Source organism: Pseudochelatococcus sp. B33, assembly GCF_053570585.1.
Window position 1 is genome coordinate 159,210 of record NZ_JBSEFH010000006.1, and the last position, 25,224, is coordinate 184,433.

Annotated in this window: 20 protein-coding genes; 11 read left to right on the forward strand and 9 right to left on the reverse strand. The window is 66.4% G+C overall.

All coding sequences use genetic code 11. The features are described from left to right. Positions 1 to 6: 6 nt before the first annotated feature. The 4 genes from ACUSIJ_RS08445 to ACUSIJ_RS08460 all read right to left on the reverse strand — a co-directional run bounded on the left by ACUSIJ_RS08445 (position 7) and on the right by ACUSIJ_RS08460 (position 4,398). Complete coding sequence (locus ACUSIJ_RS08445; protein WP_449307934.1) at positions 7 to 1,083, reverse strand: amino acid ABC transporter substrate-binding protein; 1,077 nt, start codon at positions 1,081 to 1,083, stop codon at positions 7 to 9. 27 nt (positions 1,084 to 1,110) lie between these two features. Then, the gene (locus ACUSIJ_RS08450) at positions 1,111 to 1,680 is read right to left on the reverse strand and encodes a flavin reductase family protein (protein ID WP_449307935.1); all 570 of its coding nucleotides are present in this window, start codon (positions 1,678 to 1,680) and stop codon (positions 1,111 to 1,113) included. Positions 1,681 to 2,250: 570 nt separating this feature from the next. Continuing rightward, entirely contained in the window at positions 2,251 to 2,895 is a 645-nt protein-coding gene (locus ACUSIJ_RS08455) for a peroxiredoxin (RefSeq protein ID WP_449307936.1), read from the reverse strand. 174 nt (positions 2,896 to 3,069) lie between these two features. Next, on the reverse strand, positions 3,070 to 4,398 hold the full coding sequence (locus tag ACUSIJ_RS08460) for an LLM class flavin-dependent oxidoreductase (protein WP_449307937.1): 1,329 nt from the start codon (positions 4,396 to 4,398) through the stop codon (positions 3,070 to 3,072). Positions 4,399 to 5,254: 856 nt separating this feature from the next. Here ACUSIJ_RS08460 and ACUSIJ_RS08465 point away from each other — a divergent pair. Both ACUSIJ_RS08465 and ACUSIJ_RS08470 read left to right on the forward strand, forming a co-directional pair. Continuing rightward, the gene (locus ACUSIJ_RS08465; RefSeq protein ID WP_449307938.1) at positions 5,255 to 6,670 is read left to right on the forward strand and encodes a family 2B encapsulin nanocompartment shell protein; all 1,416 of its coding nucleotides are present in this window, start codon (positions 5,255 to 5,257) and stop codon (positions 6,668 to 6,670) included. Next, a complete protein-coding gene (locus tag ACUSIJ_RS08470) occupies positions 6,654 to 8,666 on the forward strand; it encodes a SufS family cysteine desulfurase (RefSeq protein ID WP_449307939.1) in 2,013 nt (670 codons plus the stop codon). Before ACUSIJ_RS08465 ends, ACUSIJ_RS08470 begins: the two co-directional genes overlap by 17 nt. A gap of 77 nt (positions 8,667 to 8,743) precedes the next feature. On the opposite strand, the gene ACUSIJ_RS08475 is transcribed toward ACUSIJ_RS08470, so the two are convergent. Next, entirely contained in the window at positions 8,744 to 10,066 is a 1,323-nt protein-coding gene (locus ACUSIJ_RS08475) for an O-acetylhomoserine aminocarboxypropyltransferase/cysteine synthase family protein (protein WP_449307940.1), read from the reverse strand. A 519-nt stretch (positions 10,067 to 10,585) separates the two neighbouring features. Here ACUSIJ_RS08475 and ACUSIJ_RS08480 point away from each other — a divergent pair. Continuing rightward, on the forward strand, positions 10,586 to 12,307 hold the full coding sequence (locus ACUSIJ_RS08480) for a methyl-accepting chemotaxis protein (protein ID WP_449307941.1): 1,722 nt from the start codon (positions 10,586 to 10,588) through the stop codon (positions 12,305 to 12,307). Positions 12,308 to 12,643: 336 nt separating this feature from the next. Beyond that, on the forward strand, positions 12,644 to 14,401 hold the full coding sequence (locus tag ACUSIJ_RS08485) for a methyl-accepting chemotaxis protein (protein ID WP_449307942.1): 1,758 nt from the start codon (positions 12,644 to 12,646) through the stop codon (positions 14,399 to 14,401). Here the strand turns inward: ACUSIJ_RS08485 and ACUSIJ_RS08490 are convergent. The 4 genes from ACUSIJ_RS08490 to ACUSIJ_RS08505 form a co-directional block, all read right to left on the reverse strand. Further along, positions 14,388 to 17,513, reverse strand: a complete 3,126-nt coding sequence (locus ACUSIJ_RS08490) for an efflux RND transporter permease subunit (protein WP_449307943.1) — start codon at positions 17,511 to 17,513, stop codon at positions 14,388 to 14,390. The genes ACUSIJ_RS08485 and ACUSIJ_RS08490 overlap by 14 nt on opposite strands. A 16-nt stretch (positions 17,514 to 17,529) precedes the next feature. Next, positions 17,530 to 18,612 carry an efflux RND transporter periplasmic adaptor subunit gene (locus tag ACUSIJ_RS08495; protein WP_449307944.1) on the reverse strand — a complete coding sequence of 361 codons (1,083 nt, stop codon included), beginning with the start codon at positions 18,610 to 18,612 and terminating at the stop codon, positions 17,530 to 17,532. Next, entirely contained in the window at positions 18,609 to 19,313 is a 705-nt protein-coding gene (locus ACUSIJ_RS08500) for a TetR/AcrR family transcriptional regulator (protein ID WP_449307945.1), read from the reverse strand. Before ACUSIJ_RS08500 ends, ACUSIJ_RS08495 begins: the two co-directional genes overlap by 4 nt. 157 nt (positions 19,314 to 19,470) lie before the next feature. Next, positions 19,471 to 19,656: a hypothetical protein gene (locus tag ACUSIJ_RS08505; RefSeq protein ID WP_449308042.1), complete on the reverse strand. Its 186-nt coding sequence runs from the start codon at positions 19,654 to 19,656 to the stop codon at positions 19,471 to 19,473. On the opposite strand from ACUSIJ_RS08505, the gene ACUSIJ_RS08510 reads away from it, so the two are divergent. From ACUSIJ_RS08510 to ACUSIJ_RS08540, 7 genes are read left to right on the forward strand one after another with little or no spacing between them, the layout of a single operon-like run. Then, positions 19,607 to 20,047: a Na+/H+ antiporter subunit E gene (locus ACUSIJ_RS08510; RefSeq protein ID WP_449308038.1), complete on the forward strand. Its 441-nt coding sequence runs from the start codon at positions 19,607 to 19,609 to the stop codon at positions 20,045 to 20,047. The two genes, ACUSIJ_RS08505 and ACUSIJ_RS08510, sit on opposite strands and share 50 nt — an antisense overlap. Then, a complete protein-coding gene (locus tag ACUSIJ_RS08515) occupies positions 20,040 to 20,300 on the forward strand; it encodes a monovalent cation/H+ antiporter complex subunit F (protein WP_449307946.1) in 261 nt (86 codons plus the stop codon). The genes ACUSIJ_RS08510 and ACUSIJ_RS08515 overlap by 8 nt, the downstream gene beginning before the upstream one ends. A gap of 2 nt (positions 20,301 to 20,302) precedes the next feature. Beyond that, entirely contained in the window at positions 20,303 to 20,545 is a 243-nt protein-coding gene (locus ACUSIJ_RS08520; RefSeq protein ID WP_449307947.1) for a hydrogenase subunit MbhD domain-containing protein, read from the forward strand. A gap of 3 nt (positions 20,546 to 20,548) precedes the next feature. After that, positions 20,549 to 20,974, forward strand: a complete 426-nt coding sequence (mnhG, locus tag ACUSIJ_RS08525) for a monovalent cation/H(+) antiporter subunit G (protein ID WP_449307948.1) — start codon at positions 20,549 to 20,551, stop codon at positions 20,972 to 20,974. After that, positions 20,971 to 21,651, forward strand: a complete 681-nt coding sequence (mbhE, locus tag ACUSIJ_RS08530) for a hydrogen gas-evolving membrane-bound hydrogenase subunit E (protein ID WP_449307949.1) — start codon at positions 20,971 to 20,973, stop codon at positions 21,649 to 21,651. The genes mnhG and mbhE overlap by 4 nt, the downstream gene beginning before the upstream one ends. A gap of 15 nt (positions 21,652 to 21,666) precedes the next feature. Continuing rightward, entirely contained in the window at positions 21,667 to 22,035 is a 369-nt protein-coding gene (locus ACUSIJ_RS08535; protein WP_449307950.1) for a sodium:proton antiporter, read from the forward strand. Next, positions 22,032 to 25,148, forward strand: a complete 3,117-nt coding sequence (locus tag ACUSIJ_RS08540; RefSeq protein ID WP_449307951.1) for a complex I subunit 5 family protein — start codon at positions 22,032 to 22,034, stop codon at positions 25,146 to 25,148. Before ACUSIJ_RS08535 ends, ACUSIJ_RS08540 begins: the two co-directional genes overlap by 4 nt. Positions 25,149 to 25,224 lie beyond the last annotated feature (76 nt).

Consider the following 25,224-nt stretch of genomic DNA (forward strand, 5'->3'; position numbering starts at 1 on the left):
GTGCGATCAGCGGAACGGCGGCGAATAGAGCAGACCGCCGTTGGTCCAGAGATTGTTGTAACCGCGTTCCCAGCCGAGCGGCTTCAGGTGGCGATCGAAAAGCTCGCCGTAATTGCCGATCTGCTTGACGATGTTGTAGGCCCACTTGGGATCAAGCCCGATGGCCTGCCCCAGCGAGGGATCGGCGCCGAGGAAACGGCGGATGGCCGGGTCCTCCGACTCCAGGAAGGTATCGACGTTCTCGGAGGTGATGCCCCATTCCTCGGCCTGGATGAGGGCGTTCACGGTCCAGTTGACGATCTCCAGCCACCGGTCGTCGCCGCGGGCAATGGCGGGCGCCAGCGGCTCCTTGGACAGACGCTCGGGCAGGAGGACATAATTTTCGGGATCCTTGAGCTGCTTGAACTTGCCGACGAGATCCGAGGCGTCCTGCGTGATGGCGTCGACGCGGCCCTCTTCGAGCGCGGCGTTGAACTGGCGCGTGTCCTCGATGGTGAGCGCCTGGAAGGACTTGCCGGTCTTGCGGAAGAAGTCGGCGATGTTGAGCTCGCCCGTCGTGCCGCTCTGCACGCCGATGGTGGCGCCGTCGAGATCGGTGGCGGTGGTCACGCCGAGATCCTTGCGCACCAGAAGCCCCTGGCCGTCGTAGAACACGGTCGGCCCGAAGTGGAAGCCGAGCTGGAACGCGCGGGTGATGGTGATGGTGACGCCCGACAGCAGGATGTCGAACTCACCCGCCTGGAGCGCGGGCAGACGCTGCTGCGGCGAGGAGACGGTGAACTCGATCTTCTCGGCATCGCCGAGCGTGGTGATGGCCAGCGCGCGGCCGATATCGATGAAGAAGCCCTGCCAGCGGCCGGCGCTGTCGGGCGAGAAGAAGCCCGGCGTCGTGCCCACGCCCGCCTTGATCGACCCGCGCTGGGTGATCTTGTCGAGCGTCGGGCCGGCATGGGCGGACGCGGACAGCAGGCCGCCGGCCACCACGAGGGAGGCGGCAAGAACGCGGCCGAGAAACGCCTTCGCGCCCGGCGATTTTACGGTATCGATGAACCCCATCGGATTGCCCCCTTCATTGATCGGCATGTCGATCACTACGCAATAAGCGAAAAATTACGACTCGTCCGGCTCCCCGGTCTGATAGGCGCCGTTCCAGAACAGCAGCGGATCGACCGCCCCCTCGTGCACGTGCACGCCGACCACACGGCCGAAGAACACCGTGTGGCTCGCCACCCGCGCCTCCTCGGCGACAAGGCAGTCGAAACCCGCCAGCGCGGTGGCGAGGACGGGGGCACCCGTGTGCAGGGTCGTCCACTCGCCGAATTCGAAACGGCGCGCACGCAGGGCGGGCAGGGAGAATTTCTCGGCCACGGCGCGGTCCTGCGCGCGCAGCACGTTGACACTGAAGCGCCCCGACCGGGCGATGAAATCGCGGGCGGAGGCGGACTGGGAAACGCAGACCAGCAGCGTGGGCGGGTCAGCGGACACGGAACTCACGGCCGTGGCGACGAGGCCGTAGCGCTTGCCCTCGAACTCGGTGGCGACGATGGACACGCCCGCCGCCAGGCGACGCATCCCCTGCTTGAAAAGCACCGAATCCACCGCCCCGCCGGCGGCCGCGCCTTCACCGGTCTGCGGGCGGCGCTCGGTCGGAAAGGGGACAATCTTCATTGTATCAGACACTTGATCGACTCCATACCTCCGCTGACCGGCGGCCCCGGAACGGAATTGCCATTCCGCTCCATCTCCCTGCTGCATCGCCATTCCCGGAAAGGCGTCTGGCACTTTCCGAACATGGCAACGGGCAGGCCGCACGACACGGAACCCGTCGCGGGTGTGGCGTTGCTGATATCTAGAACGGGCCCAGACTTAATGTCAATTAAATCTATAGACATTAGGAAAAATGCCCGCGCGATGCCCCCTTTACGACAATGAAGCGGCCACCGGCGTCTGCGGGCGACCGCTGCATGCTTCGAACCTGTCGTTCCGCGGCGGACACACGCCTGAACCGCCCCGCCGCTCCATCCTTCTTGTCAAAGCGCCGAACCCATCCGGAAACGGTACCCGTTCTTTAGGGTCGACGCTATAGCCGAAGCCCGGTCCCGGAAGCGGAAACCGCCTTTCAAGCACGGACCATGTCCGATCAGATGGGGAGATCGGCGTGGCGATTCAACGCAAAGCCAACCCGATCCGCCTTATTATTGCCGCATCGAATCCAGCCGGAAACGGCGCGTTTCCGCCGTGTGCATGGAATCAGCCGCCGGGCTGCTTGTCCAGCTCGACGATGCGCAGATAGGGCTTGAGGGTCTTGAAGCCCTGCGGGAAGCGCTCTTTCGCCTCCTCGTCGGAAACGGCCGGCACGATGATGACCGGATCGCCGGGATTCCAGTTCACCGGCGTCGATACCTTCTGGCCGTCCGTCAGCTGCAGGCTGTCGACGACGCGCAGGATCTCGGAGAAGTTGCGCCCCGCGCTCGGCGGATAGGTCAGCGTCAGGCGCACCTTCTTGTTCGGATCGATGATGAACACCGCCCGCACGGTGATGTTGGGATCGGCGTCCGGATGGATCAGGCCGTAGAGCTCCGACACCTTCTTGTCGTCATCGGCGAGCAGCGGGAAGTTGAGCTTGTGGCCCTGGGTCTCGGCGATGTCCTCGCCCCACTTCTCATGCGCGTCGAGCGGATCGACGGAGAGCCCGATCACCTTGACGTTGCGCTTCTTCCACTCGTCCGCCAGGCGGGCGACCTCGCCGAGTTCCGTCGTGCACACCGGCGTGAAGTTGCGCGGATGGCTGAACAGGATGCCCCAGGAATTGCCAAGCCACTCGTGAAAATGGATGTCGCCTTCGGTGCTCTTCTGAACGAAGTCAGGCGCGATCTGACCGAGCTGGATCGTCATGTCGTCATCTCCGATGGGCGGCGACGGCCATCCGGGCCGGCCGCCGCGCGTTGCGGACGGTCCCCGACAGGGCGGGGAGCGAACTGATAGGCGGGCAGTCTATATCAGGGCGCCGCATCAGGCCACCTAATCTATAGGGTAGTAGCGAAAAATTCGTCCCTCGTGCCATCGCCCTCACCCCGGGAAGAAGCGGTTGGCGGGCCGCGGCAGGCCGAGGTTTTCGCGCAGCGTCTCGCCCTCGTATTCGATGCGGAAGATACCGCGCCGCTGCAGCTCGGGCACCACGTTGTCGACGAAGGCGTCGAGGCCGCCGGGCAGGTAGGGGAACATCAGGTTGAATCCGTCCGATCCCTCGCTCTCCAGCCATTCCTCCATCTCGTCGGCGATGGTCGTCGCCGTGCCGACGAAGGCGAGGCCCGAATAGCCGCCGAGCCGCTGGGCGAGCTGGCGGATGGTGAGTTTTTCGCGTTCCGCGAGCGCCAGCACGCGCTCCCGGCTCGACTTGCTGTCCTCGGTCTCGGGAATGTCGGGCAGATAACCCTCCGGATCGTAGCCCGACACGTCATGGCCGAGCGCGATCGACAGCGAGGCGATGGCGCTCTCGGCATGCACGAGGGAATCGAGATGGGCGCGGATGGCGCGCGCCTCCTCCACCGTCTCTCCGACCACGACGAAGGCGCCGGGCAGGATCTTCAGGTGATCGCGATCGCGCCCGGCCGCCGCGAGACGTCCCTTGACATCGGCATAGAACCGCCGCCCGTCCTCGAGCCTGCCCGGGGCGGCGAACACGACTTCGGCGGTCTCGGCCGCGAGCTGGCGGCCGGGCTCGGACGCGCCCGCCTGCACGATCACCGGCCAGCCCTGCACGGGACGCGCGATGTGGAGCGGGCCGCGCACCGAGAAGTGCGGCCCCTTGTGGTTGAGCACGTGGAGCCGCTCGGGGTCGAAGTAGATGCCGCTCTCCGCGTCGCGCACGAAGGCGTCGTCGGCGAAGCTGTCCCACAGGCCGGTGACGACGTCGTAGAACTCGCGCGCCCGCGCGTAGCGGTCGGCGTGAGCGACATGCTCGTCGAGGCCGAAGTTCAGCGCCGCGTCGGGATTCGAGGTGGTGACGATGTTCCACCCCGCCCGGCCGTTGCTGATGTGATCAAGCGAGGCGAAGCGGCGCGCCAGGTGGAACGGCTGCTCGAACGTGGTCGAGGCAGTGGCGACGAGGCCGATCCGGCGCGTCGAGGCCGCCAGCGCGGAAAGCAGCGTGAACGGCTCGAACGACGTCACCGTGTGGCTGCGCCGCAGGGCCTCGAAGGGCATGTTGAGCACGGCGAGGTGATCCGCCATGAAAAAGGCGTCGAACTTCGCCGCCTCGAGTTTCTGCGCATAGCGCGTGAGCGCCGGAAGATTGAAGTTGGCGTCCTTCTGCGCGCCCGGATAACGCCAGGCCCCGGTGTGGATGCTGACGGGGCGCATGAAGGCGCCGAGTTTCAACTGCCGTTTCGCTGCCATTCTATCCTCTCGCATTGCGGTGTGCGCCCGTGATCCGGCTGCCCGCGTCCTGGCATGCCCCCTAATGTCGACATTGTCTATTGACATTATATCTTATTAGCGGGAACTTTTGTCCACGGGCGGGTGGGCCCGGCCGATTTCCGGCAAGTGGGGCTTTGCCGGAAGTGGGGCTCGGGGCCGGGTTTCGCCAGCCGTCTGCACGGGGCTTTGCGGCACGGTCGGTGCCGATGCGCACAAGTGGGGGTTAGCGCATGACCATTCCTCTGGCGAGGCTCGGCCCTCGCTCCCGGCAACGCGTCCGCGGCCGGGGATCACCGTGGATCTGGCCAAGGGGCCTTCGAGCGCGCCCGTGCGGTGGCGGGTGCGGCTGCGCGGCATGCATTCAAGCCACATCGGACAACAAGTGAAATAAAAACAATTCGCAAAACGATACGCAGATTAGGTGCCTATCGCTCAAAGTAATGTAAAATGCGGAAAATTACGTTGCCCGTTTGGAATAGAGTGAAGTCAAATGCCAAACTCAGTAAACAATATAGCATATATGGACAATGCAGAACAAGAATTTTGGAGTGTTTTCGGGTATTTTCTACTTGACCGAGGCATTGAAATTCACCAGACATGCCGTTACGAGTTCTCCGCCGCCGCGCATGAGTCCTCCCGGTATTTCGTTACCTCGCGGCCGTCGCAACGCATCGCCTGACCCGTTGTCGGCCGTCCGGCAACGGTGTGCCGGTCTCGACGGACCGGCCTTGGCGGCGAGGGGCAAACTTGACGGATCGGTGCGCGGCCCCCTTCGGGCCGGATGCCGGTCTGGAGCGGACTTCGATTCAACCACCCGGATACAAGAGGGTTAATAATGACGACTTCTTCCATCGGCCATGGCGGGCAGCGCAGTGTGAGCGCGCCTGCGGCACGCAATCTCGCCACGGCCACCGTCACCGTCGTTCAGAACACCGAGCGCACGCCCCGCTGGCTGCACAAGCTGCTGCCGTGGGTCGATGTCGCGGGTGGCGTCTACCGCGTCAACCGCCGCAAGGTGCTGAGCGCCCGTGAGGGTGCCGTCGTCGTGGCCGGTGAGGGCAACAAGCTCTCCGTCACCCCTGAATCGCTGACCGCCATCCCGGCCTTCAGCGGCCTCAACGCCGACGAGCTGAAGAAGGTCGCCGGCCTGTTCACGGTCAAGCACGTCGAGGCGGGCGAGAAGCTGACCGAAGCCGGCAGCGGCTCGCGCAAGCTGTTCATCGTCGCCGAAGGCACGGTCGAGCAGTCCGGCCTCAACCCGTTCGGCGGCAAGCTGCGCCAGCGCCTGATCGGCGCCGGCGGCTACTTCGGCCACCGCACGCTGCTGCAGGACGGCGCCAACGCCACCACGGCGACGGCGCTGACGCCCGCCACCGTGCTCAAGCTCGACATCGCCAAGATCGACGAGCAGTCGGGCCTGCGTCAGGCCATCGCCCGCTCCAGCGACGAGCAGCACGCGCTCGCCGCGCGCACCAACGAGTGGGGCGAGGCCGCCATCGAGCTGCTGTCCGGCCACAGTGGCGAGCCGCGCCTGCCGACGACCTTCGTCGACTATGCCGAGCATCCGCGCGAATACCACCTGAGCACCATCCAGACCGTGCTGCACACGCATACCCGCGTCACCGATCTCTACAGCAACGAGATCGACCAGCTGCGCGAGCAGGTGCGCCTGACCGTCGACGCGGTCAAGGAGCGCGAGGAGTGGGAGCTCATCAACAACGCCGAGTTCGGCCTGCTGCACGAGGTGGCGCCCTCGAACCGCATCCCGACCCGCTCGGGCCCGCCGACCCCGGACGACCTCGACGAACTGCTCGCCCGCGTGTGGAAGAAGCCCGGCTTCTTCCTCGCCCACCCGCGCGCCATCGCAGCCTTCGGCCGCGAGGCGACGCGCCGCGGCGTGCCGCCGGTCATCGTCCACCTCTTCGGCGCCCCCTTCCTGACTTGGCGCGGCGTGCCGCTCGTGCCCTCCGACAAGCTGCCCGTCACGGGCGGCTACAACGGCGAGCCGGAGACGACCAGCATCCTGCTGCTGCGCGTCGGCGAGGCAGATCAGGGCGTCGTCGGCCTGCAGAAGACCGGCGTCGCCGGCGAGGTGGAGCCCGGCCTGTCGGTGCGCTACAGCGGCACGGACGAGCACTCGATCGCCTCGCACCTCGTCACCCGCTATTTCTCGACGGCGGTGCTGGTGGACGACGCCATCGCCCGTCTCGATAACGTGCTGATCGGCCGCTACCATGACTACGCAGTCTGAGCCCCGCGCGGTATTGCCGTCGGGTCCGGACCAATCACCGCAAACTCCCCTCATCTCGCAGCTGGTGCGCGAGGCGTTCTCGGGCTTTGCCGGCATCCCCTCTCCGGAGGGGATCGCCGGTGTCGCCCCGCAGGCCGCCGCGCCCTCCACGGTTGCGCAGCCTGCGCGGGTGGACTCGGTGTCGGTGGCGGCGTCCTCGCTGCCGTCGGCATCTCCTACCCCCGATCCGCATGTGATCGCGCAGGCGGACCCGGTGACGCAGGTTCAGGAAGCCTCGCTCGCGCAAGCGTTCGTGCCGGATCATGCCGGTCACGCCGCCCTGCCGGGCCTGTCTCCCTTGTCGAGCAACGGCTTCTTCCCCGGCGATTACGCGCCCCCGCCGGGCGACTTCTCCCTGCCGCAGGCGGACTACGGCACGGTCAGCGGCTATGCGCCGGTCAGCAGCTATGCACCGGCGGGCGGCGAACCCCTGCCCTCGCGTGCGGGCGTTTCGGGCGGCGCGCTCGACAGCGCGCTGCACCCGGGCGACGCGCTGGTGTTCGGCGAGCCGCGCTTCACCAAGGGCTACCGGGATCTGCAGAACGGCGACACCGTCATTGCGCAGCATCACGCGCGCCATGATTCAGCGTCGAACTACTACTTCCTGGAGCAGAGCCAACCGCCGCGCACCGACGTCGTGCCCACGAGCGTCGGGCCGGGCGGGTCGGCGCAGGCCCGGCCGGCAAGCGCCCGGGCGCCCGCCTTCGAGACGGCGGCGAATGCCCCGCGCGACAGCGTGCTCACGGCCTTCGAGTCGCGGGGCGTGCGCAAGGACTTCCCGGTCCTGCACCAGACCGTCAACGGCAAGCCGCTGATCTGGCTGGACAATGCCGCCACGACCCAGAAGCCGCAGAGCGTGATCGACATCACGTCGGAGTTCTACTCCCGGCATAATTCGAACATCCACCGCGCTGCGCATACGCTCGCCGCCCGCGCCACCGACCTGTTCGAAGGCGCGCGCGACAAGCTGCGCGATTTCATCGGGGCGGGAAGCTCGCGCGAGATCGTGTTCCTGCGCGGCACGACGGAGGCGATCAACCTCGTCGCCAACAGCTATGGGCAAAAGTTCATCGGCGCCGGCGACGAGATCATCATCACCCACATCGAGCACCACGCCAACATCGTGCCCTGGCAGCTCCTGGCCCAGCGCACGGGCGCGGTGCTCAAGGTCGCGCCCGTCGACGACAACGGCACGCTGCTGCTCGACAGGTTCGCGGCCCTGCTCGGGCCGCGGACGAGGTTCGTGTCCGTGACCCAGGTCGCGAACGCGCTCGGCACCATCAATCCGGTGGCGGAGATTATCGCGCTCTCGCATGCGCGCGGTGTGCCGGTGCTGGTCGATGCGGCCCAGTCGGCGCCGCACCTGCCCATCGACGTGCGCGCGCTCGATGCCGATTTCCTCGTCCTGTCCGGCCACAAGATCTTCGGCCCGACCGGCATCGGCATTCTCTACGGCAAGGAGCACTGGCTCGAGGCGCTGCCCCCGTGGCAGGGCGGCGGGCACATGATCAAGGACGTCACGTTCGAGCACACGGTGTTCCAGGGGCCGCCCGAGAAATTCGAGGCCGGCACCCCGGACATCGCCGGCGCGGTCGGGCTCGGCGCGGCGGTCGACTACATCAACGGCGTCGGCATCGCCGATATCGCGGCCTTCGAGCATGCGCTGCTCGAATACGCCAACGAGGGCCTTGCCACCGTGCCGGGGCTGCGCATCATCGGCACATCGCCGCTGAAGGCTTCCGTCCTGTCGTTCGTGGTCAAGGGCTTCGAGCCGGAACAGGTGTCGCGCCACCTCGACAAGCACGGCATCGCCACGCGCTCGGGTCACCATTGCGCCCAGCCGGCGCTGCGCCGCTTCGGCGTGGAAACGACGGTGCGCGCCTCGCTCGCGTTCTACAATACGCGCGAGGACGTCGACGCCTTCATCAACGCGCTGCACCTGCTGCCGCAGCGGTAGGCTTCTCGCCGATCGATGACAAAAGACCCCCGGCAGCGCCTGCCGGGGTTTCCCGAAGGGCTTTTCTTTGCCCGCGGTCAGGCCACGGAAGCGGCCAGCGCCTGCTTCAGATCGTTGATGATGTCGTCGGGATGCTCGATGCCGACCGCAAGCCGTACGTAGCCGGGGGTGACGCCGGTGAGCAGCTGGTCTTCCTCCGACAGCTGCGAGTGCGTCGTCGTGGCCGGATGAATGGCGAGCGAACGGGCGTCGCCGATATTCGCCACATGATAGAGCAGCTTGAGCGCGTCGATGAACCTGCGCCCGGCTTCCTTGCCGCCCTTGAGCTCGAAGCCGACCAGCGCGCCGTAGCCATCCTTGAGATAGGCCCGTGCACGCCGCCCCTCCTCGCCGGTCTGGAAGGCGGGGAAGATGACGCGCTCGACCTCGGGATGGTCCTTGAGGAAGTTCGCCACCGCGACCGCGTTGTCGTTGTGCTGGCGCACGCGCAGATGCAGCGTCTCCAGACCCTGGATGAACTGGAACGCATTCAGCGGCGACACTGCCGCGCCGATATCGCGCAGCAGCACGACGCGGGCGCGCAGCACATAGGCGACCGGGCCGAGCGGGGCCGCCATCTCCAGCCACGTCGCGCCGTGATAGCTCGGATCGGGCTGCGTCAGCGTCGGGAACCGGTCCGCGTGCTGCTCCCAGGGGAAGTTGCCGCCGTCGATGATGACCCCGCCGATCGACGTGCCGTGGCCCCCGATGTATTTCGTCGTCGAGTAGACGACCACGGCCGCGCCGTGCTCGAAGGGGCGGATGGTGAGGGGCGCGGCCGTATTGTCGACGATCAGCGGCACGCCGAGCGCGCGCCCGATGGCGGCGACTTCGGCGATCGGAAACACCTGCAGCTTGGGATTGGGCAGCGACTCGGCATAGTAGGCCCGCGTGCGGTCGTCCGTGGCGCGGCGGAAGTTCTCGGGATCGGCGGGATCGACGAAGCGCACTTCGATGCCGACGTGCTTGAGGGTGGCCGCGAACAGCGCCCAGGTGCCGCCATAGAGATCGGTGGAACTGACGATGTTGTCGCCCGCGCCGGCGACGTTCAGTACCGAATAGGCCGACGCCGCCTGCCCCGAGGCGAGAAGCAGCGCGGCGGCACCGCCCTCGACGGCGGCGATGCGCGTCTCGAAGGCGTCCTGCGTCGGGTTGGAGATGCGCGAATAGATGAACCCCAGTTCCTTGAGCGCGAACAGCCGTTCGGCGTGGCCGGTGTCCTGAAACTGGTAGGACGTCGTCTGGTAGATCGGCACCGCGACCGCACCCGTTGCGGGATCGGCGCGGTAGGCGCCGCCATGGAGCACGAGGGTCTGCGGATGGAGGGGCGCGGGCGTGTCGGGGGCGGACTGATCTGACATTGTATCCTTCCTGTGCGCTGATGGCGGTTTGGCACCGGCGGAAACCCGCGCCGGCACGGGCCGGCACCGCGGCATCCGATCGCATCTTCATCTGGTTGGCGGCGAATCTCCCACTGGCGCTTCCGGCGGGATGCCGGCCCGGAGAACCGCTTCGAGCTTCGCATTCGCCGGCGAAATTATCTACCGATTTTGCATTCTATGCCGGCCGCCGCAAAACCGTTCCATATCATAGCGTTACGAGGCGACAGGCCCCTCCGCAGCATTGACGTATCTGCACCAGAGAATATTGAAGCAATTCATGAAATATAATTGATAAATCAGAATTATAAATAAAACATAATAGACATATTATTAATATATAAAAAGTATATATGATAAAACTTGATAATATATCGCTTAAAATTAACATTCGATGAGATTTTAAATTTACGTATTTTTATGAAAAATCAAATCATTATTTAACATGTGCATGCCATATCAGACGGTGTTTGGCCCGTGACAGCGCCCATAGGCAGGAAAATGAGAATATTTCAGTTCGATAGTTACAGCATCAACTATCGCATCTATTTCCTCTTTGCGTTCAATATGTTGATAGCAATCGCCCTGACGATACTGTCCATCTCCAAAGTGGACGAGTTGAACAGGGGAATACGCGTGATAAACGACGTCAATGGCGTCAAGGCACGTTATGCAATCAACTTCCGCGGCAGCGTGCACGACCGTGCCATCGCCATCCGCGATGTGGTGTTGCTGACGGACGCCGATCAGCGGGCGTCGGCCGTGGCGCTGATCCGGAAGCTGGCGGACGACTACGCCCGCAACGAGGCCGACCTCAACCGCATGATCGCCTCCTCCGAGAATGCATCGGCCATCGAGCGGGAGATGCTGGCCGACATCGCGACCGTTCAGGAGAGGACGCTGCCGATCGTCGCGCGAATCATCGACCTGCGCGAGGACGCCGAAAGCGCGTCGGCCGATTTCGAGGCCCGGCGCCTGCTCATCGGCGCGGCGGGGCCCGCTTTTATCGAATGGCTCGCCGCCATCAACCGCTTCATCGACCACCAGGCAAGCCTCGACGAGGAAGTGCAGATGGCGGTGCAGGAGTCCGCCAGCAGCTTCAAGATCATGACGCTGCTGTCGCAGCTCGCGGCGACGCTCGTCGGCATCGTCATCGCCGTGATGATCGGCCGCTCCATCGCCCCGCCGACGGCGCGGCTGGTCGCATCGATGGAGGAACTGGCCAACGACAACATCAACATCGACATCCCCGGCGTCGAGCGGCGCGACGAGATCGGCCAGATGGCGCGCTCCGTCCTCGTGTTCCGCGACAACGCCGTCGAGCGGCGCAGGCTGGCCGAGCAGCAGGACCGGGCGACGCAGCTCGACAGGGAGCGCGCGGAGCGCATCGAGGCGCTCATCGCCGCGTTCGAGGGCCGCGCCAACAGTGCGATCCGGCAGGTGCACGAGGCGGCGGGCGAACTCGACGCCGCCTCCTCGCACCTGTCCCGGACCTCGCAGCAGGTGACCGAGGAGGCCAAACGCGCCACACTGTCCACCGAGAGCGCGTCGCAGAGCGTCATCATCGCGGCGGGCGCGGCGGAGGAGCTCGCCGCATCCATCCAGGAAGTCGCCTCGCAGGCCAGCCGCTCGCATGCCGTCGCGGGACGGGCGGTGGAGGAGGCCAACCAGACCTTCTCCACCATGGAAAGCCTCGCCAGCGCTGCCACGCATATCGGCGAGGTGGTGAACCTGATCCAGACCATCTCGGAGCAGACCAACCTGCTTGCGCTCAACGCCACCATCGAGGCGGCGCGCGCGGGCGAGGCGGGACGCGGCTTCTCGGTGGTCGCCAACGAGGTCAAGGGCCTCGCCAACCGCACGGCGCGGGCGACACAGGACATATCGGACCAGATCAGCGCCATTCAGGCGGCCTCCTCCCAGGCCGTGACCGCCATCGAGCACATCAACGCAACCATCGGCGACATGTCGTCGATCGCGCTCTCCGTCGCCACCGCGGTGGAAGAGCAGGCCGGTGCGGTGCAGTCGATCGCGGCGAGCGTGGCGCATTCCTCGAACGAATCGCAGGCGAGCAGCCGGGCCATGGGCCACGTGGAAGCGGCAGCCGGCGAGGCGCGGTCGATTTCCGACAGCGTCGCCCGGCATGCCAGGGAACTCACCGACGACGCCAACGCCCTCGACGCGGCCATCGAGGATTTCCTCGGCGGCGTCAAGAGCGTATGAAACGGCAGCGGCGCGGCGCACCGTCGTGCCGCGCCGGGTTCGCCTATCGGCCTTTGGCATGCAGCGCCTGCGGCAAACACCCCTGGGACCATTTTTGACAAACAGTAATCGTCCCTGAATAAGCGTTCTCTGATAGGAATATTTGATAATAATTTCAAATATTAATAATAATATTCAGCATTTTTGCCTTCGCATTAAAATAAGTAATTTATTATTATCCAGATAAGGACGATTCGTAGTTATGTAATTATTTTTTACAGAGGGCTGGAAAATTAGGTGTTTTTCTATTAAGTTCGATTTATAGTCCTGCTGAATTAACGGTTTCGGAGACGCGGAATGAAACTCGGGAAGACTTTCTTCTTTACGAGATTTCGTGATATTTTTTATTTCAGCAGCTATAGCGTTCCATACAGGATTTATCTCTCGTTCTTCATAAACATTGTTATCGCTGTTTTTCTTACAGCTTTCGCCGTTACCGAAATCAACAGACTGAACCGGCAAATCTCGCAAATCAACGAGATCAACAATACCAAGCTGCAATACGCCAACGAACTGCGCATCACCGTCCATTATCTTGCCGTATCCGTCCGCGACCTCATCCTCTACGGCGATTTCCAGTCCAAGACCGAAGCGGCGGATCTCTATGCCGAGCAGGCATCCTACTACGTCCTCAACCAGAGCCTCCTGGAAAGGATGATCCGCGACGCGCCTGCCGAAACCGACGAGGAACGCAAGCTGTTCGCCGCGATCGACGAAGCGGGCAGGAAAGCGCGGGAGGTCGGCGAGGCGATCTTCGGCGAGGCCACGTATGCCGGCAAGATGGACGGCCCCGCCAACGCCGAAAGCATCCTGACATCCGTCGGCACCCGGCAATTCGCCGAGTGGATGACCGCCATCAATCATTTCGTCGCCCACCAGCAGGCGCTGAACAAGGCCATCGCCGACGAGGCCTACCGGTCCGCGGCCGATTTCGGCAGCTGGGCGATCATCTCGCAACTGATCGCCGGCATGATCGGCGTCGCGGTCGTCACGCGCATCGGCCGTTCCATCACCCGCCCGCTCGCGGGCCTCGCCACCGCCATGCAGAAGCTCGCGGAGGGGCAGCGCGACGTCGACATTCCCGGCGCCGACCAGTACGACGAGCTCGGCCAGATGGCGCGCACGGTTCTCGTCTTCCGCGACAACGCCGTCGAGCGCGAGAAGCTGTCCGCCCAGCAACTGGTCGCCGCCCGGCAGGAGCAGGAGCGTGCCGCCCGCATCCGCAGCCTGATCGCCGCGTTCGAGACGAGTTCCGGCAGCGCCATCGAACAGGTTCGCGGCGCGGCGGCGAACCTCGACGCCGCCTCGTCCCAGCTCGCGGAAACCTCGCATCAGGCGGCGGCGGAAACGACGGTCGCCGCCAACGCCACCACCGGCGCGTCCGAACGCGTCGTCATCGCCGCCGGCGCGGCGGAGCAACTGGCGCTGTCGATTCAGGAAGTCGCCTCGCAGGCCAACCGGTCGCAGGCGGTGGCCGGGCGCGCGGTGGAGGAGGCCAACCAGACCTCCGCCACCATGGAAAGCCTCGCCACCACCGCCGCGCATATCGGCGAGGTCCTCAACCTGATCCAGAACATCTCGGAGCAGACCAACCTGCTCGCGCTCAACGCCACCATCGAGGCGGCGCGCGCGGGCGAGGCGGGACGCGGCTTCTCGGTCGTCGCCAACGAGGTCAAGAGCCTCGCCAGCAGGACCGCCCAGGCCACGCACGAGATATCGGGCCAGATCAACGCCATCCAGGAGGCCTCGCGCGAGGCGGTCACGGCCATCGAGCACATCAACACCATCATCAACGACATGTCGTCGATCGCGGTGTCGGTCGCGACCGCCGTCGAGGAGCAGGCCGCCGCGGTCCAGTCCATCGCCACCAACGTGTCGGATTCGTCGAACGAGACGCGCTCGGGCGCGCAGGCCATCAACCGGGTCGAGACCGCGGTCGGCCAGGCGAGATCCATCGCCGAGCACGTCGCTCTCTACGCCCGCAGCCTGGGGCAGGAGGCCGATACGCTCGACGACGCGGTCGTCACCTTCCTCAACGGCGTCAAGACGGCGTGACGAGAGGCGGCATGCCGCTGCGCCGCTCGGCCCGGCGGGCGCGCCGCGCGGCGTTTCTCGCCTCGATGTTGGCAAGCCCCATCAGGGCGGCGGGCGTCACCACCAGCGTCAGGATGGTGGCGAAGCCGAGGCCGAAGACGATGGCGGTCGCAAGATGCGTCCACCATTGCGTCGACGGCGCGCCGATGTCGACCGTGCGGGCGACGAAGTCGAGGTTGATGCCGAACGCGATGGCGAGCACGCCGAGCAGCGCGGTCACCGCCGTCAGCACGACGGGCCGCGCGCGCTCGCGGCAGGTTTCCAGAATGGCCTCGTAGGCGGCAACGCCCTCGCGCCGCAGCCGGTCGTAGGTGTCGATCAGCACGATGTTGTTGTTCACGATCACGCCGGCGTTGGCGATGATGCCGATGCCGGTCATCACCACGCCGAAAGCCTGGCCCATGACCATCAGGCCGATGAGAACGCCGATGGTCGACAACACCACCGCGCTCAGCACCAGGAGCACGCTGGAGAACTTGTTGAACTGCGCCAGCAGCACCGCGAAGATCAGGAAGATCGCCGCGCCGAAGGCGTTGAGCAGGAAGGCGCCGGCCTTCTCGCGCTCCTCGTCCTCGCCCTTGAGGCGATAGGTGATGCCGGCCGGCAGCTCGGCCTGCGTCATCGCATCCATGACGGCCTTCTGCACGGCGGCGGTCTGCACCCCCTCGGCCACGTTGGCGGTGACGGTGACGACGCGCCGGCCGTTGACTCGGTTGATCATGCCGACCCGCGGCTCCGGCTCGCGGGTGACGAAATTGCCGACCGGCACGGAGCCGCGCTCGGTGTTGATGCGCAGGTTGTCGAGCTCGTCGAGGTTGCGCCGCGCCTCCGGGAAACGCACCAGGATATCGACCGACTTGTCGGTGTCGGACGGCCGGTATTCGGCGATCTTGACGCCGTTGGTGACGAGTTGCACCGCCGTGCCGACGATGAGCGGGTTGACCTCGAACTTCGCCGCCTCGGCCTTGTTCACCGACAGCCGCCAGTCGATGCCGGGCAGCGGCAGGCCATCGTCCACGTCGCGCGTGTCGGCGCGGGCGCGCAGGATGCCGGCGGCCTGGCGCGCCGTGGCGAAGATCGCGGCCGGATCGGTGCCGGCGATCTCGAGCGTGATCGGCTTGCCGGTGGGTGGGCCGGCGCGCGGCTCGTTCACCTCGATGATCACGCCGGGAATATCGGACGTCTTCTCGCGGATTTCCGCCAGGATCTCGTGCGCCTTGCGCCGCACGCGCCAGTCCACGAACTCGAACTGGATGGCGCCGACCGTATCCTCGGTGACCTCGTCGGAGCCCCGCTGCCCCTCGCCGGCGCGCGCGTAGATCGTCTCCAGTTCCGGCATGCCGGCAAGGCGCGTCTCGACCTCGCGCACCAGCCGGTCCTTCTCGGTGATGGAGAGATTGCCGCGCGCACGCACCTGCACCACGCCGTACTCGGGCTCGACGGCGGGAAAGAACTCCACGCCGTTGCCGAAGCGCCCGTAGGCGAAGATGACGCCGACGAGCAGCGCCACCGCCAGCAGCAGCGTCGTGCCGGGGTGGTGCAGCGCAAGCCGCACGACCCGCATGTAGAGGCCCTTGTCCTCCATCCGCTCGTCGCGCACATGCGTCGCCGCCCCGAGCATGGCTCCGAGCGTCGGGGTGAAGAACAGGGCGACGACGAGCGAGGCGGACAGCGTCGCGATGAGGGTCAGCGGCATGTATTTCATGAACTCGCCGACGATGCCGGGCCAGAACATCAGCGGCGAGAAGGCGGCGACGCGCGTCAGCGTCGCCGCGATCACGGGCCCGGCCATGCGCTTGGCCGCGAGCGAATAGGCGGCGCCCGCCGGCATGCCCTCGGCCATGCGCCGCTCGGCGAATTCGGAGACGATGATGGCGTCGTCGACCAGCATGCCGACCGCCAGGATCAGCGAGAACAGCACCACGATGTTGACGGTGAGCCCGGCAAGATGCAGCCCGAGGATGCCGGCGAGGAACGAGGCCGGAATGGCGATGCCGATGAACAGCGACGCCCGCACGCCGAGCGCCAGCAGCATGATGATGAGCACCAGCAGCACCGCCGTGATGACGCTGTTCTGCAGCTCGTGCAGCAGCGAGCGGATCTCGGTGGACTTGTCCTGCGTGAAGGTCACGCGCACCGTGTCGGGCCAGCTCTCCTGCAGCTCGGTGACGACCCGCTTGACGGTGTCGACGGTCTCGATGAGGTTGGCGCCGGTGCGCTTGACGACCTCGAGCACGATCGCCGACTGGCCGTTGATGCGGGTGACCGAGGTTGCGTCCTTGAATGTGGGCCGAACCTCGGCGATGTCCCCGAGCGTTACCGCTGCCGACCGTGAGGCGGCGACGGGGAAGGTGAAGACGTCCTCGGGCTTCTCGATCAGCGACGGCACCTTGACGGCGAAGCGGCCCGCCGCGCCCTCCAGCGCGCCCGCCGCGATCAGGCTGTTGCCGGCGGAGAACGACGCCGTCAGGTCGTTGAGGGCGATGCCGTAGCTGCGCAGCAGCATCGGCTCGGCGATGACCTCCACCGCCTCGTCGCGCGCGCCGCGCAGATCGGCGGAGAGCACGCCGGGGATCTGCTCGAGCGCGGTCTGGGTGTCGCGCGCCAGCCGCAGCAGCGTCCGTTCCGGCACGTCGCCGCCGAGCGCCACGACGATGACCGGGAACAGCGACAGGTTGACCTCGTGCACCTGGGGCTCGTCCGCGTCGCGCGGCAGGTCGCTTCGCGCCGTATCGACCTTGGCGCGCACGTCGGCCATGGCGACATCGGAGTCGAAGCCGGCCTCGAACTCGACCAGCACATAGCCGCCGCCCTCATAGGCGGCGGAGCGCATCTCCTTGACGTTGTTGACGGTCTTGAGCTGCGTTTCCATCGGCCGCAGGATCAGGCGCTCGGAATCCTCCGGGCTGATGCCGCGCTGGGTGACGTTGACGTAGATGATCGGCACCTTGACGTCCGGCTCCGCCTCCTTCGGGATGGCGACGTAGGACATCGCGCCCGCGATCAGCAGGAAGACGAGGATCGCCAGCGTCAGGCGGGCGTGGGAGATGGCGTAGTCGACGGGGTTGCCCATGGTCCGGCTGACCTCCTCACGGTGCCCGGCTGGAAATGGCGGTGACACGGTCGACCTTCTGCCCCTCGGCGACGAAGTCCTGCCCCTGCACGATGATGTGGGCGGTCTCCGGCAGACCCGTTACCCACACGCGCTCCAGCCCGTCCTCGGCGAGCCGGATGGGGGCGAAGCCGACCAGGCCCTCGTCGTCGACGGTGCGCAGGCCGAGCTGTCCCTGGGCCGAGAACACCAGCGCGGAGCGGGGCACGGACGTCGCCCGGATGTGGGCGAGCGTCAGCGTGACCTCGCTGGTGACGCCGTCGGGCACGGCCGAGCCGTTGCTGTCGAGCTCGATGTCGACGCGGTAGGTGCGCGTCTCGGGGCTGGCGACGGCCGAGACGAAGCGCACCCTCCCCTGCGCCCTGCCGCCGTTGGCGATCGCCACGGTGGCCGGATCGCCCACGTTGACCCCGCCGAGTTCGCGCTCGGCGATCTCCACCACCGCCAGCATGGGCTCAAGCGCCACCACGTCGGCGATGGCGGAGCCGATCTGGAGCGCCTGCCCCTCGCGCACATGGAGCGCGTTGACCACGCCGTCGAAGGGCGCGCGGATGACGTTGCGGTCGCGTTCGGCCTCGGCCTGGGCGAATGTCGCCTCGGCGGCGCTGAGCTCGGCCTCCAGGGCGGGCTTCTGCAGCGTCGGCAGGTTGCCGGTCTCGATGAGGCGCAGTCGCGCCTTGAGTTCCGCGCGCCGCTGCTCGAGCCGCGCCTTGGCCTGCTCCACCAGCGCCTCGCGCGCCTCGTCGGAGAGGCGGGCGAGCTCCTCGCCCTGCTTCACGACCGAGCCGCGCCGGATGGACAGCGCCTCCACGATGCCGCTGGTGCGCGCCACGACGCTCACCCGCCGGTCGGCCTCGGTCCTGCCGGAGAGGGTCACGCGCCTGGCATGATCCTCGGCCGTCACCGTCTGCACCGCGACACGGAACAGCGGCGGTTCGGCAATCTCCTGCCTCTCGGATGTGGCGCCCTCGACGTCGGTGCCCCTGCCCAGCATCCCCGTCCCGATCCACGCAGCGGCGGAAACGACGATAAGGCCCGCTATAAGCTGGCTGGCTTTCATGCTGAAGGCTCCTGTGAGGAATCCGGAATGGAGGGCATTGCGCCGCGATTGCCCCCCCGGCGCAGCACGGGGACGCCCGAGAGCAGGCCGTAGACAGCCTGCAGGGCCAAGGTGAAATGATCCTCGCCGTTGCCGTCGCGCCGCAGCCCGGAGCGCACGTAGAGACCGCTGGTGAGGATCATGATGATCTGCGCCGCAGCGGCCGAATCCACGTCGGCGGCGATCTCGCCGCGCTCGCGCGCGCTGTCGATCAGCTCGACGAGCTGGGCGACGACCTCGGTCTCGAACGGGCGGTTGATGGCGTCGATCTCGGGATTGCGGGTGGACTCGGCCCAGATTTCGAGGCACAGCACCGCCTTGGACTGGGCATCGCCGATGAAGTACTCGCGGCCGAGCTGCTCGAACTGCTCCCAGAACGGACGGCTCCTGTCGATGCGCGCGAAGCGCCGGCGCGACTCGTCGCGGTCGCGCTCCACGAGCCCCTCGACGATGGCGTGCTTCGACGGGAAATAGCGATAGATGTTCCCCGGACTCATGCCTGCTTCCCGCGCGACGAGCTGCATCGTGGTGCGGTGGAAGCCATAGCGCGTGAAGCATCGCTCGGCGGCGTGCAGGATCGCCTCGCGGCGATCGCTGCGCTGCGAATCGAGACGCGGCTCAGGGGACGCGCCGGCGGTGGAGGAGGCGGAGCCGGAATCCACGTTTCATCGATCCATAGATGAGAATGAACATTCATTCTCGCTTATGCCAAATATCCGGAAACCCGTCAATGTCCCGTCCTGCGCGCGTATGACGATGGTAGCGCGTGCGTGATCTGGCAATCATTGCAACCGCTATTGATCTTCAACGGATTTAAGTCTAATTTTTGCCACGTTTCGGTGAGGCAAGATCCATGTCAAAAAGTATGAAATTGAAATTAAAAGATTTCATATCCTTTGGATCACCAGTTTTATTTATATTTCTGGTTACAATATGGCTGATCGTCAATGCGTCCCTGGCGCCGGCGCTGCTCATCGTCGGCGCGGCGGTTTCGCTGGTGATCACGCATCTGTTTTCCGGCAGGCCGGAATCGTGGACCGCAGGCGTATGGCGTGCCGTGCGGGTGACGCCCCGCAGAGTGGGGCACTTTCTCGCCTATTTCGGCATCTTCATCGTCGAGCTGGTGCGCGCCAATCTCAACATGCTGCGCTACATCTACGCACGGCGCATCGACATCCATCCCGGCGTCGTCCGGGTGCACACGCGCCTCTCCTCGCCCATGGCGCGGCTCGCGCTCGCCAATTCCATCGCGCTCACCCCCGGCTCGCTCGTGCTCGGGCTCGAGGGCGAGGTGCTCTACATCCACTGGCTCGATGTGAAGACCACCGACCGGGAGGAAGCCTCCCGGCTCATCGTCGGCCCGTTCGAGAAGCATCTGGAGGCGGCTTTTGGCTGACGCTCTCCTGACGCTCTCGGGGGTGCTGATCTTCTTCGGCATCCTGTTCTCGGTGGCGCGGCTCGTGATCGGGCGCACGATCGTCGACCGCGTGGTCGCCATCGACATGCTCACCGTCATCACGATTTCGCTGATTACGCTGTATGCGCACATCTCGGGACGGTTCATCTATGTCGATGTCGCGCTCGTCTACGGTCTGCTGAGCTTTCTGGCCGTGCTCGCGATCGCGCGCTATCTGGAGCGGGGGCTCTAGCCATGCTCGATCTGCTCACGCTTCTGGTGTCGATCAGCATCCTCGTCAGCGGCGTGCTGGCCGTGACGCTGACCAACGTCCTCGCCGCCGCGGTGAGCGCGGGGCTGGCGAGCCTGTCGGCGTCCGTGGTGTTCATCCTGCTCGCGGCGCCGGACGTGGCGATGGCGGAAGCGGCCATCGGCTCGGGGCTCGCGACCTTCATCCTGCTCTACACCATCCACAAGACCGGCGCTGGAAAGGTCTGAGCCATGGCGGAACAAGCGATCCGCGAGATCCTCGGCAGCATCGTGGTGCTGCTCGGCGCGGTGTTCCTGTTCTCGGCCGGGCTCGGCGTGCTGCGCATGCCCGACGCCTTCACCCGCATTCAGGCGGGCACCAAGGCGACGACGCTCGGCAATCTGCTCGTGATGCTCGGCCTCGGCATCCACAATCCCGACTGGGCGCTGAAGCTGCTGCTCGTTGCCGGCTTCGTGCTGATGACCAATCCGGTGTCCTCGCATGCCCTGTCGCGGGCGGCGCATCGCATCGGAATTCCGATGGCTCCCTCCACGGTGGCGGACGCGCTGCGCGAGGATCGCGACAAGGACGAGAATCCGGATGAGGATGCGCGACGCGAGGGGCTGGGCGCTCCACCCGTTGCCCTGTCCGAAAGCGTCCGGGGAGGCGGGGCATGAGGCGCCAGCTCGTCAACGTGCTCGTCGTGGCGGCGCTCGGCGTCGTTTTCGCCGGCATCGTGCTCGCCTATGAGGAACGCCAGTTCCTGCGTCCGCTGGCAGAATTCTACGTCACCCAGACCCCCATGGCGCTGGGCCTGCCCAACATCGTCACCGGCATCCTCATCACCTGGCGCGGCTTCGACACGCTGGGCGAGGTGGCGGTGCTGTTCATGGTGGCGGCGAGCGTGGGGCTGCTGCTGCGCGCGGCCCCCGCCGCCGCGCCGCTTCCCGCCCTGCCGGCGGGCGAGATCGTCGAGACCGGGGCCGCGACCCTGCTGCCGCCGATCTTCCTGTTCGGCGCCTACGTGATCGCCAACGGCCATCTGTCGGCGGGCGGCGGCTTTCAGGGCGGCGCGATCGTGGCCTCGGGCGTGGTGCTGCTGCTTCTGGCACGCCCGAAAGCAAGCCTGCCGCTCGGCTTTCTCGCCATCACCGAATCGCTTGCCGGCGTGTTTTACGTGCTGCTCGGGCTCGCCGGCGTCGTCTTCGCCGCCGGCTTCCTCGACAGCCGCTTCTGGCCCGCGGGCGAATTCGGCGCCTTCATCAGCGCCGGCGCCATTCCGGCGATCTCCATCCTGCTCGGCATCAAGGTGGGTGCGGAGCTGTCCGTCATCGTTGACAGATTCCGCAGCTGATCGGGAGGCTTCGTCATGGGTATTCCCGTATCGCACCTGGCGCTGGCCACGGGCTTCCTGCTCTGCCTCATCGGCATATGGGGCCTGCTGTCGCACCGCCACATCCTGCGCATCATCATCAGCTTCTCGCTGTTCGACACGGGCATCCACATCGTGCTCGTCGCCACCGGCTACATCACCGGGGCCACCGCGCCCATCCTGGACGAGGCGCTGGGGCCCGGCGAGGCGGCGCTGAACGCCGTCGATCCCATCCCCTCGGCGCTGGTGGTGACGGCGATCGTCATCGGTTTCTCGGTTACCGCCGTCATGCTTGCCTACGCCATCCGCCTGCACCGGGCCAAGGGCACGCTCCGCATCGACGCCTTCACGGAGTCGAAAGGTTGAGCGCGCTTTTCCATCCGCTGAACATCTACATCTTCGGGCTCGGCGGCGGCTTTCTCATCCCGCTGCTGTACCGCGTGGCGAAGCCGTGGCTCGCGCCGGTGTTCTTCGCGGCGCTCTCCGGCATCGCGCTCGTCAGCGCCGTGGCCTTCGCGAGCGTGCTCGCCGGCTCTCCCGCCATCGAGGTGACGACGGCCGGCATCACGCCGCCCGTGTCCATCAGCCTGCGGCTGGGCGCGGCCGAGGGCTTCTTCTGCCTGTCGGTCAACGCGGTGTCCCTGCTCGGCGCCATCCATCTGTGGCCGCGCCTGCGCGAGCACTACGGCGCGCTGCTGCTCTACCTCATCGGCGTCATGGGCATCAACGGCATGGTGATGACGCGCGACCTGTTCAACCTGTTCGTGTTCCTGGAGATCGTCTCCATCGCGACCTACGGCCTGCTCGGACTCGCGGGCACGCCCCGGTCGCTGTCGGCGGCCTTCAAGTACATCGTCGCCACCGTCATCGCCTCCACCTTCTTCCTGCTCGCGACCGCGCTCATCTACTTCGTCGCCGGCACGCTGAGCATCGACGAGCTGCTGCGCCTGCAGGAACCGCTCGCCGGCCCCATCGGCGCATCGGCGCTGCTGATGCTGCTCGCCGCGCTCCTGATCGAGCTGAAACCCTTCCCCGCGAACGGCTGGGGCCTCGACGTCTACGAGACCGCGCCGGGCGGCATCGCGGCTTTCGTGTCGGTGGGGGTGTCGGCGGGCGTCTTCTTCTCGCTCTACAAGCTGCTGCCGCTGTTCGGGCCGTGGCTCGATCTCATCGCCTTTTCCGGCGGGCTCACCTTCGTCGCCTCCAATCTCATCGGCCTGCGGCAGGTGCGGGTGCGGCGCATGCTGGGCTACTCCTCGGTGGGGCAACTGGGCCTTGCGACGCTCGCGCTGGCGCTCATCGAGAAGACGGGCGCGCCGCACCTCGGGCCGCTCGTCGTCGGCGGGCTCATCCTCAACCATCTGCTGGCCAAGGCCGGCCTCTTCTGGCTCGCCGATCTCGTCAACCGGCAGTCGACGGCCGGGTGGTCGCCGATCGCCCGCCACGGGCTGCTGATGTTCCTGTTCGCGGTGCTGGTGGTGGCGATCGCGGGCCTGCCGCCCTTCCCCGGCTTCTGGGCGAAATGGACGCTGGTGCTGCATCTGTCCGCGACGGGGCATGTCTGGACCATCGCGGCCATCGCCGTGGGGTCGCTTCTGGAGGCGGCCTACATGTTCCGCTGGTTCGGCCGTTCCGTCCATGCGCATCCGGACGACGCCATCGCTCCGGTGGACTGGCGCGCGGCCGCGCCCGTGGCGGCGCTCGTGCTCGCGCTCGCGCTCGCGGGCGGGCTCGCGACCCTGTTCGCCGCTCCGCGGTCGCTGTGGCTCTACGCGCCGCTCGCCGTGGGTGGCGTGCTGGCGCTCGCCGAGGCGCTGTGGCCGCACCGTCTCTACGGGCAGGCGAAGGCGCTGCTGGCGCTCGCCGCGCTGCCGGTCTTCGGGCCGTTCCTGCTGCCGGAGACCTACGGTCTGCCCACCCTTTTCGGCGTGGTGTTCATTCTGGGCGGCTTCGTCGTCGGGCTCGGCGCGCTCTACCGGACGGATGCGCGCCGCGGCTACTATCCGCTGCTCGCCGTCATGCTGCTGGCGCTGCCGGCGCTGACGGCATCGCGCACCAGCCTCGAATTCTTCGTCACCTGGGAGTTCATCACGTTGAGCTCCTATTTCCTGATCGCGCACGGACGCTATACGGGCTCGCAGACGCTGCGCTACCTGCTGTTCTCGCTCGCGGCGGCGTTCTGCCTGCTGGCGGGCTTCGGCCAGTTCTACGCCGTCAGCGGCGGCGTCGACCTGCTCACGCTGCACTCGTGGCTGGGCGACGGGGGCGCGCAAGCCACCGCCGCCTTCGTGCTGATCGCCATCGGCTGCCTGATCAAGGCGGGCGTCGTCGGCGCCCATGTCTGGGTGCCGGGCACCTACGCGCTGGCGGACGATGACCTCTCCGCCCTGCTGTCGGCGGTGATCAGCAAGGTGGCGATCTTCGGCCTGCTGACGGGCACCTATCTCGCCATCCGCTCGGAGGTGGGGCTGGAACTGGCGCAGCTGCTCGCCTGGATCGGGTTCGCGACCACGTTGCTGTGCGGCGTGCTGGCGCTGTTCCAGCACGATGCGAAGCGGCTGCTCGCGTATTCGAGCATCAGCCAGATCGGCTATATCCTCGCCGCCATCGCCCTGATGAGCCATATCGGCTGGGTGACGGCGCTCTATCTCGTCGCCAGCCACCTGCTGGTGAAGGGCGTGCTGTTCCTCGCCATCGCCGGCGTGCTGGCGCGGGCGCGCACCGGCGCGCTCGGCAGCCTGGGCGGGCTTGCGGGGAACATGCCGGTCACCTTCGCCACCGTGCTGGTCGCGCTCGTCGCCATGGCCGGGCTGCCGCCGCTCGCCGGCTTCGGCTCGAAATGGCTGTTGATCGGCAACATGATCGACAACGGCTGGTATCTGCTGGCGGCGATCGGCCTTCTGGCAACGTTCGTGGGCTTCCTCTACATGATCAGGCTCGTGGGAAGCATCTTCCTCGGCCCGCGCCGCGATGAGCTCGCCCACGTGCAGGAAGCGCCCCTGACGTTCCTCGTACCGCAATTCCTGCTGATCGCCGGCATACTGGTGCTGTCGTTCTATCCCAAGCTGCTGATGGAGCCGCTGTCGCGCGCCATCGATCCCGCGTTCGCCGCCTCGCTGGTGTGGGAGGGGTTGCCGCTCGACGTGATCTACGATTCGCTCAATCCGCTGCCGGTGATGAGCGCGGCGGTGATCCTGTCGCTGGCCGCCGGCGCCTTGCTGGCGCTCGTCATGCGCTCGCGCAACGGCGGCGAGCGCGGCGACATCCGCAGCTTCTTCACCGACCTGATGTCCGCCGTTCGGGATGCGCCGATCGTGTCCTATGTGCCCTCGTTCAACGCATTCTGGAACGGCGTGGCCGGCGTGGCGCTGTTTGCGGCCGGGCGCCTGCGGCTGATCTACGACGGCAACGCGCAGACCTATGCGCTGACGGTGCTCGTCTATATCGTCGCGGTCCGCTTCCTCGGCGCCGCCCCGTGAGCCGTTCCGGCCGTGCGTGACGGACGCCAATATTCCGCCGCAATCGCGCAATAGACGACCCGCGGTATTGTCGGGC

Excerpts from the sequence above, each read along its gene's own strand:
- ACUSIJ_RS08445 (WP_449307934.1), bottom strand. The coding sequence starts at position 1,083 with ATGCCGATCAATGAAGGGGGCAATCCGATGGGGTTCATCGATACCGTA.
- ACUSIJ_RS08455 (WP_449307936.1), bottom strand. The coding sequence starts at position 2,895 with ATGACGATCCAGCTCGGTCAGATCGCGCCTGACTTCGTTCAGAAGAGC.
- ACUSIJ_RS08460 (WP_449307937.1), bottom strand. The coding sequence starts at position 4,398 with ATGGCAGCGAAACGGCAGTTGAAACTCGGCGCCTTCATGCGCCCCGTC.
- ACUSIJ_RS08465 (WP_449307938.1), top strand. The coding sequence starts at position 5,255 with ATGACGACTTCTTCCATCGGCCATGGCGGGCAGCGCAGTGTGAGCGCG.
- ACUSIJ_RS08470 (WP_449307939.1), top strand. The coding sequence starts at position 6,654 with ATGACTACGCAGTCTGAGCCCCGCGCGGTATTGCCGTCGGGTCCGGAC.
- ACUSIJ_RS08475 (WP_449307940.1), bottom strand. The coding sequence starts at position 10,066 with ATGTCAGATCAGTCCGCCCCCGACACGCCCGCGCCCCTCCATCCGCAG.
- ACUSIJ_RS08480 (WP_449307941.1), top strand. The coding sequence starts at position 10,586 with ATGAGAATATTTCAGTTCGATAGTTACAGCATCAACTATCGCATCTAT.
- ACUSIJ_RS08485 (WP_449307942.1), top strand. The coding sequence starts at position 12,644 with ATGAAACTCGGGAAGACTTTCTTCTTTACGAGATTTCGTGATATTTTT.
- ACUSIJ_RS08490 (WP_449307943.1), bottom strand. The coding sequence starts at position 17,513 with ATGGGCAACCCCGTCGACTACGCCATCTCCCACGCCCGCCTGACGCTG.
- ACUSIJ_RS08495 (WP_449307944.1), bottom strand. The coding sequence starts at position 18,612 with ATGAAAGCCAGCCAGCTTATAGCGGGCCTTATCGTCGTTTCCGCCGCT.
- ACUSIJ_RS08520 (WP_449307947.1), top strand. The coding sequence starts at position 20,303 with ATGCTCGATCTGCTCACGCTTCTGGTGTCGATCAGCATCCTCGTCAGC.
- mnhG (WP_449307948.1), top strand. The coding sequence starts at position 20,549 with ATGGCGGAACAAGCGATCCGCGAGATCCTCGGCAGCATCGTGGTGCTG.
- mbhE (WP_449307949.1), top strand. The coding sequence starts at position 20,971 with ATGAGGCGCCAGCTCGTCAACGTGCTCGTCGTGGCGGCGCTCGGCGTC.
- ACUSIJ_RS08535 (WP_449307950.1), top strand. The coding sequence starts at position 21,667 with ATGGGTATTCCCGTATCGCACCTGGCGCTGGCCACGGGCTTCCTGCTC.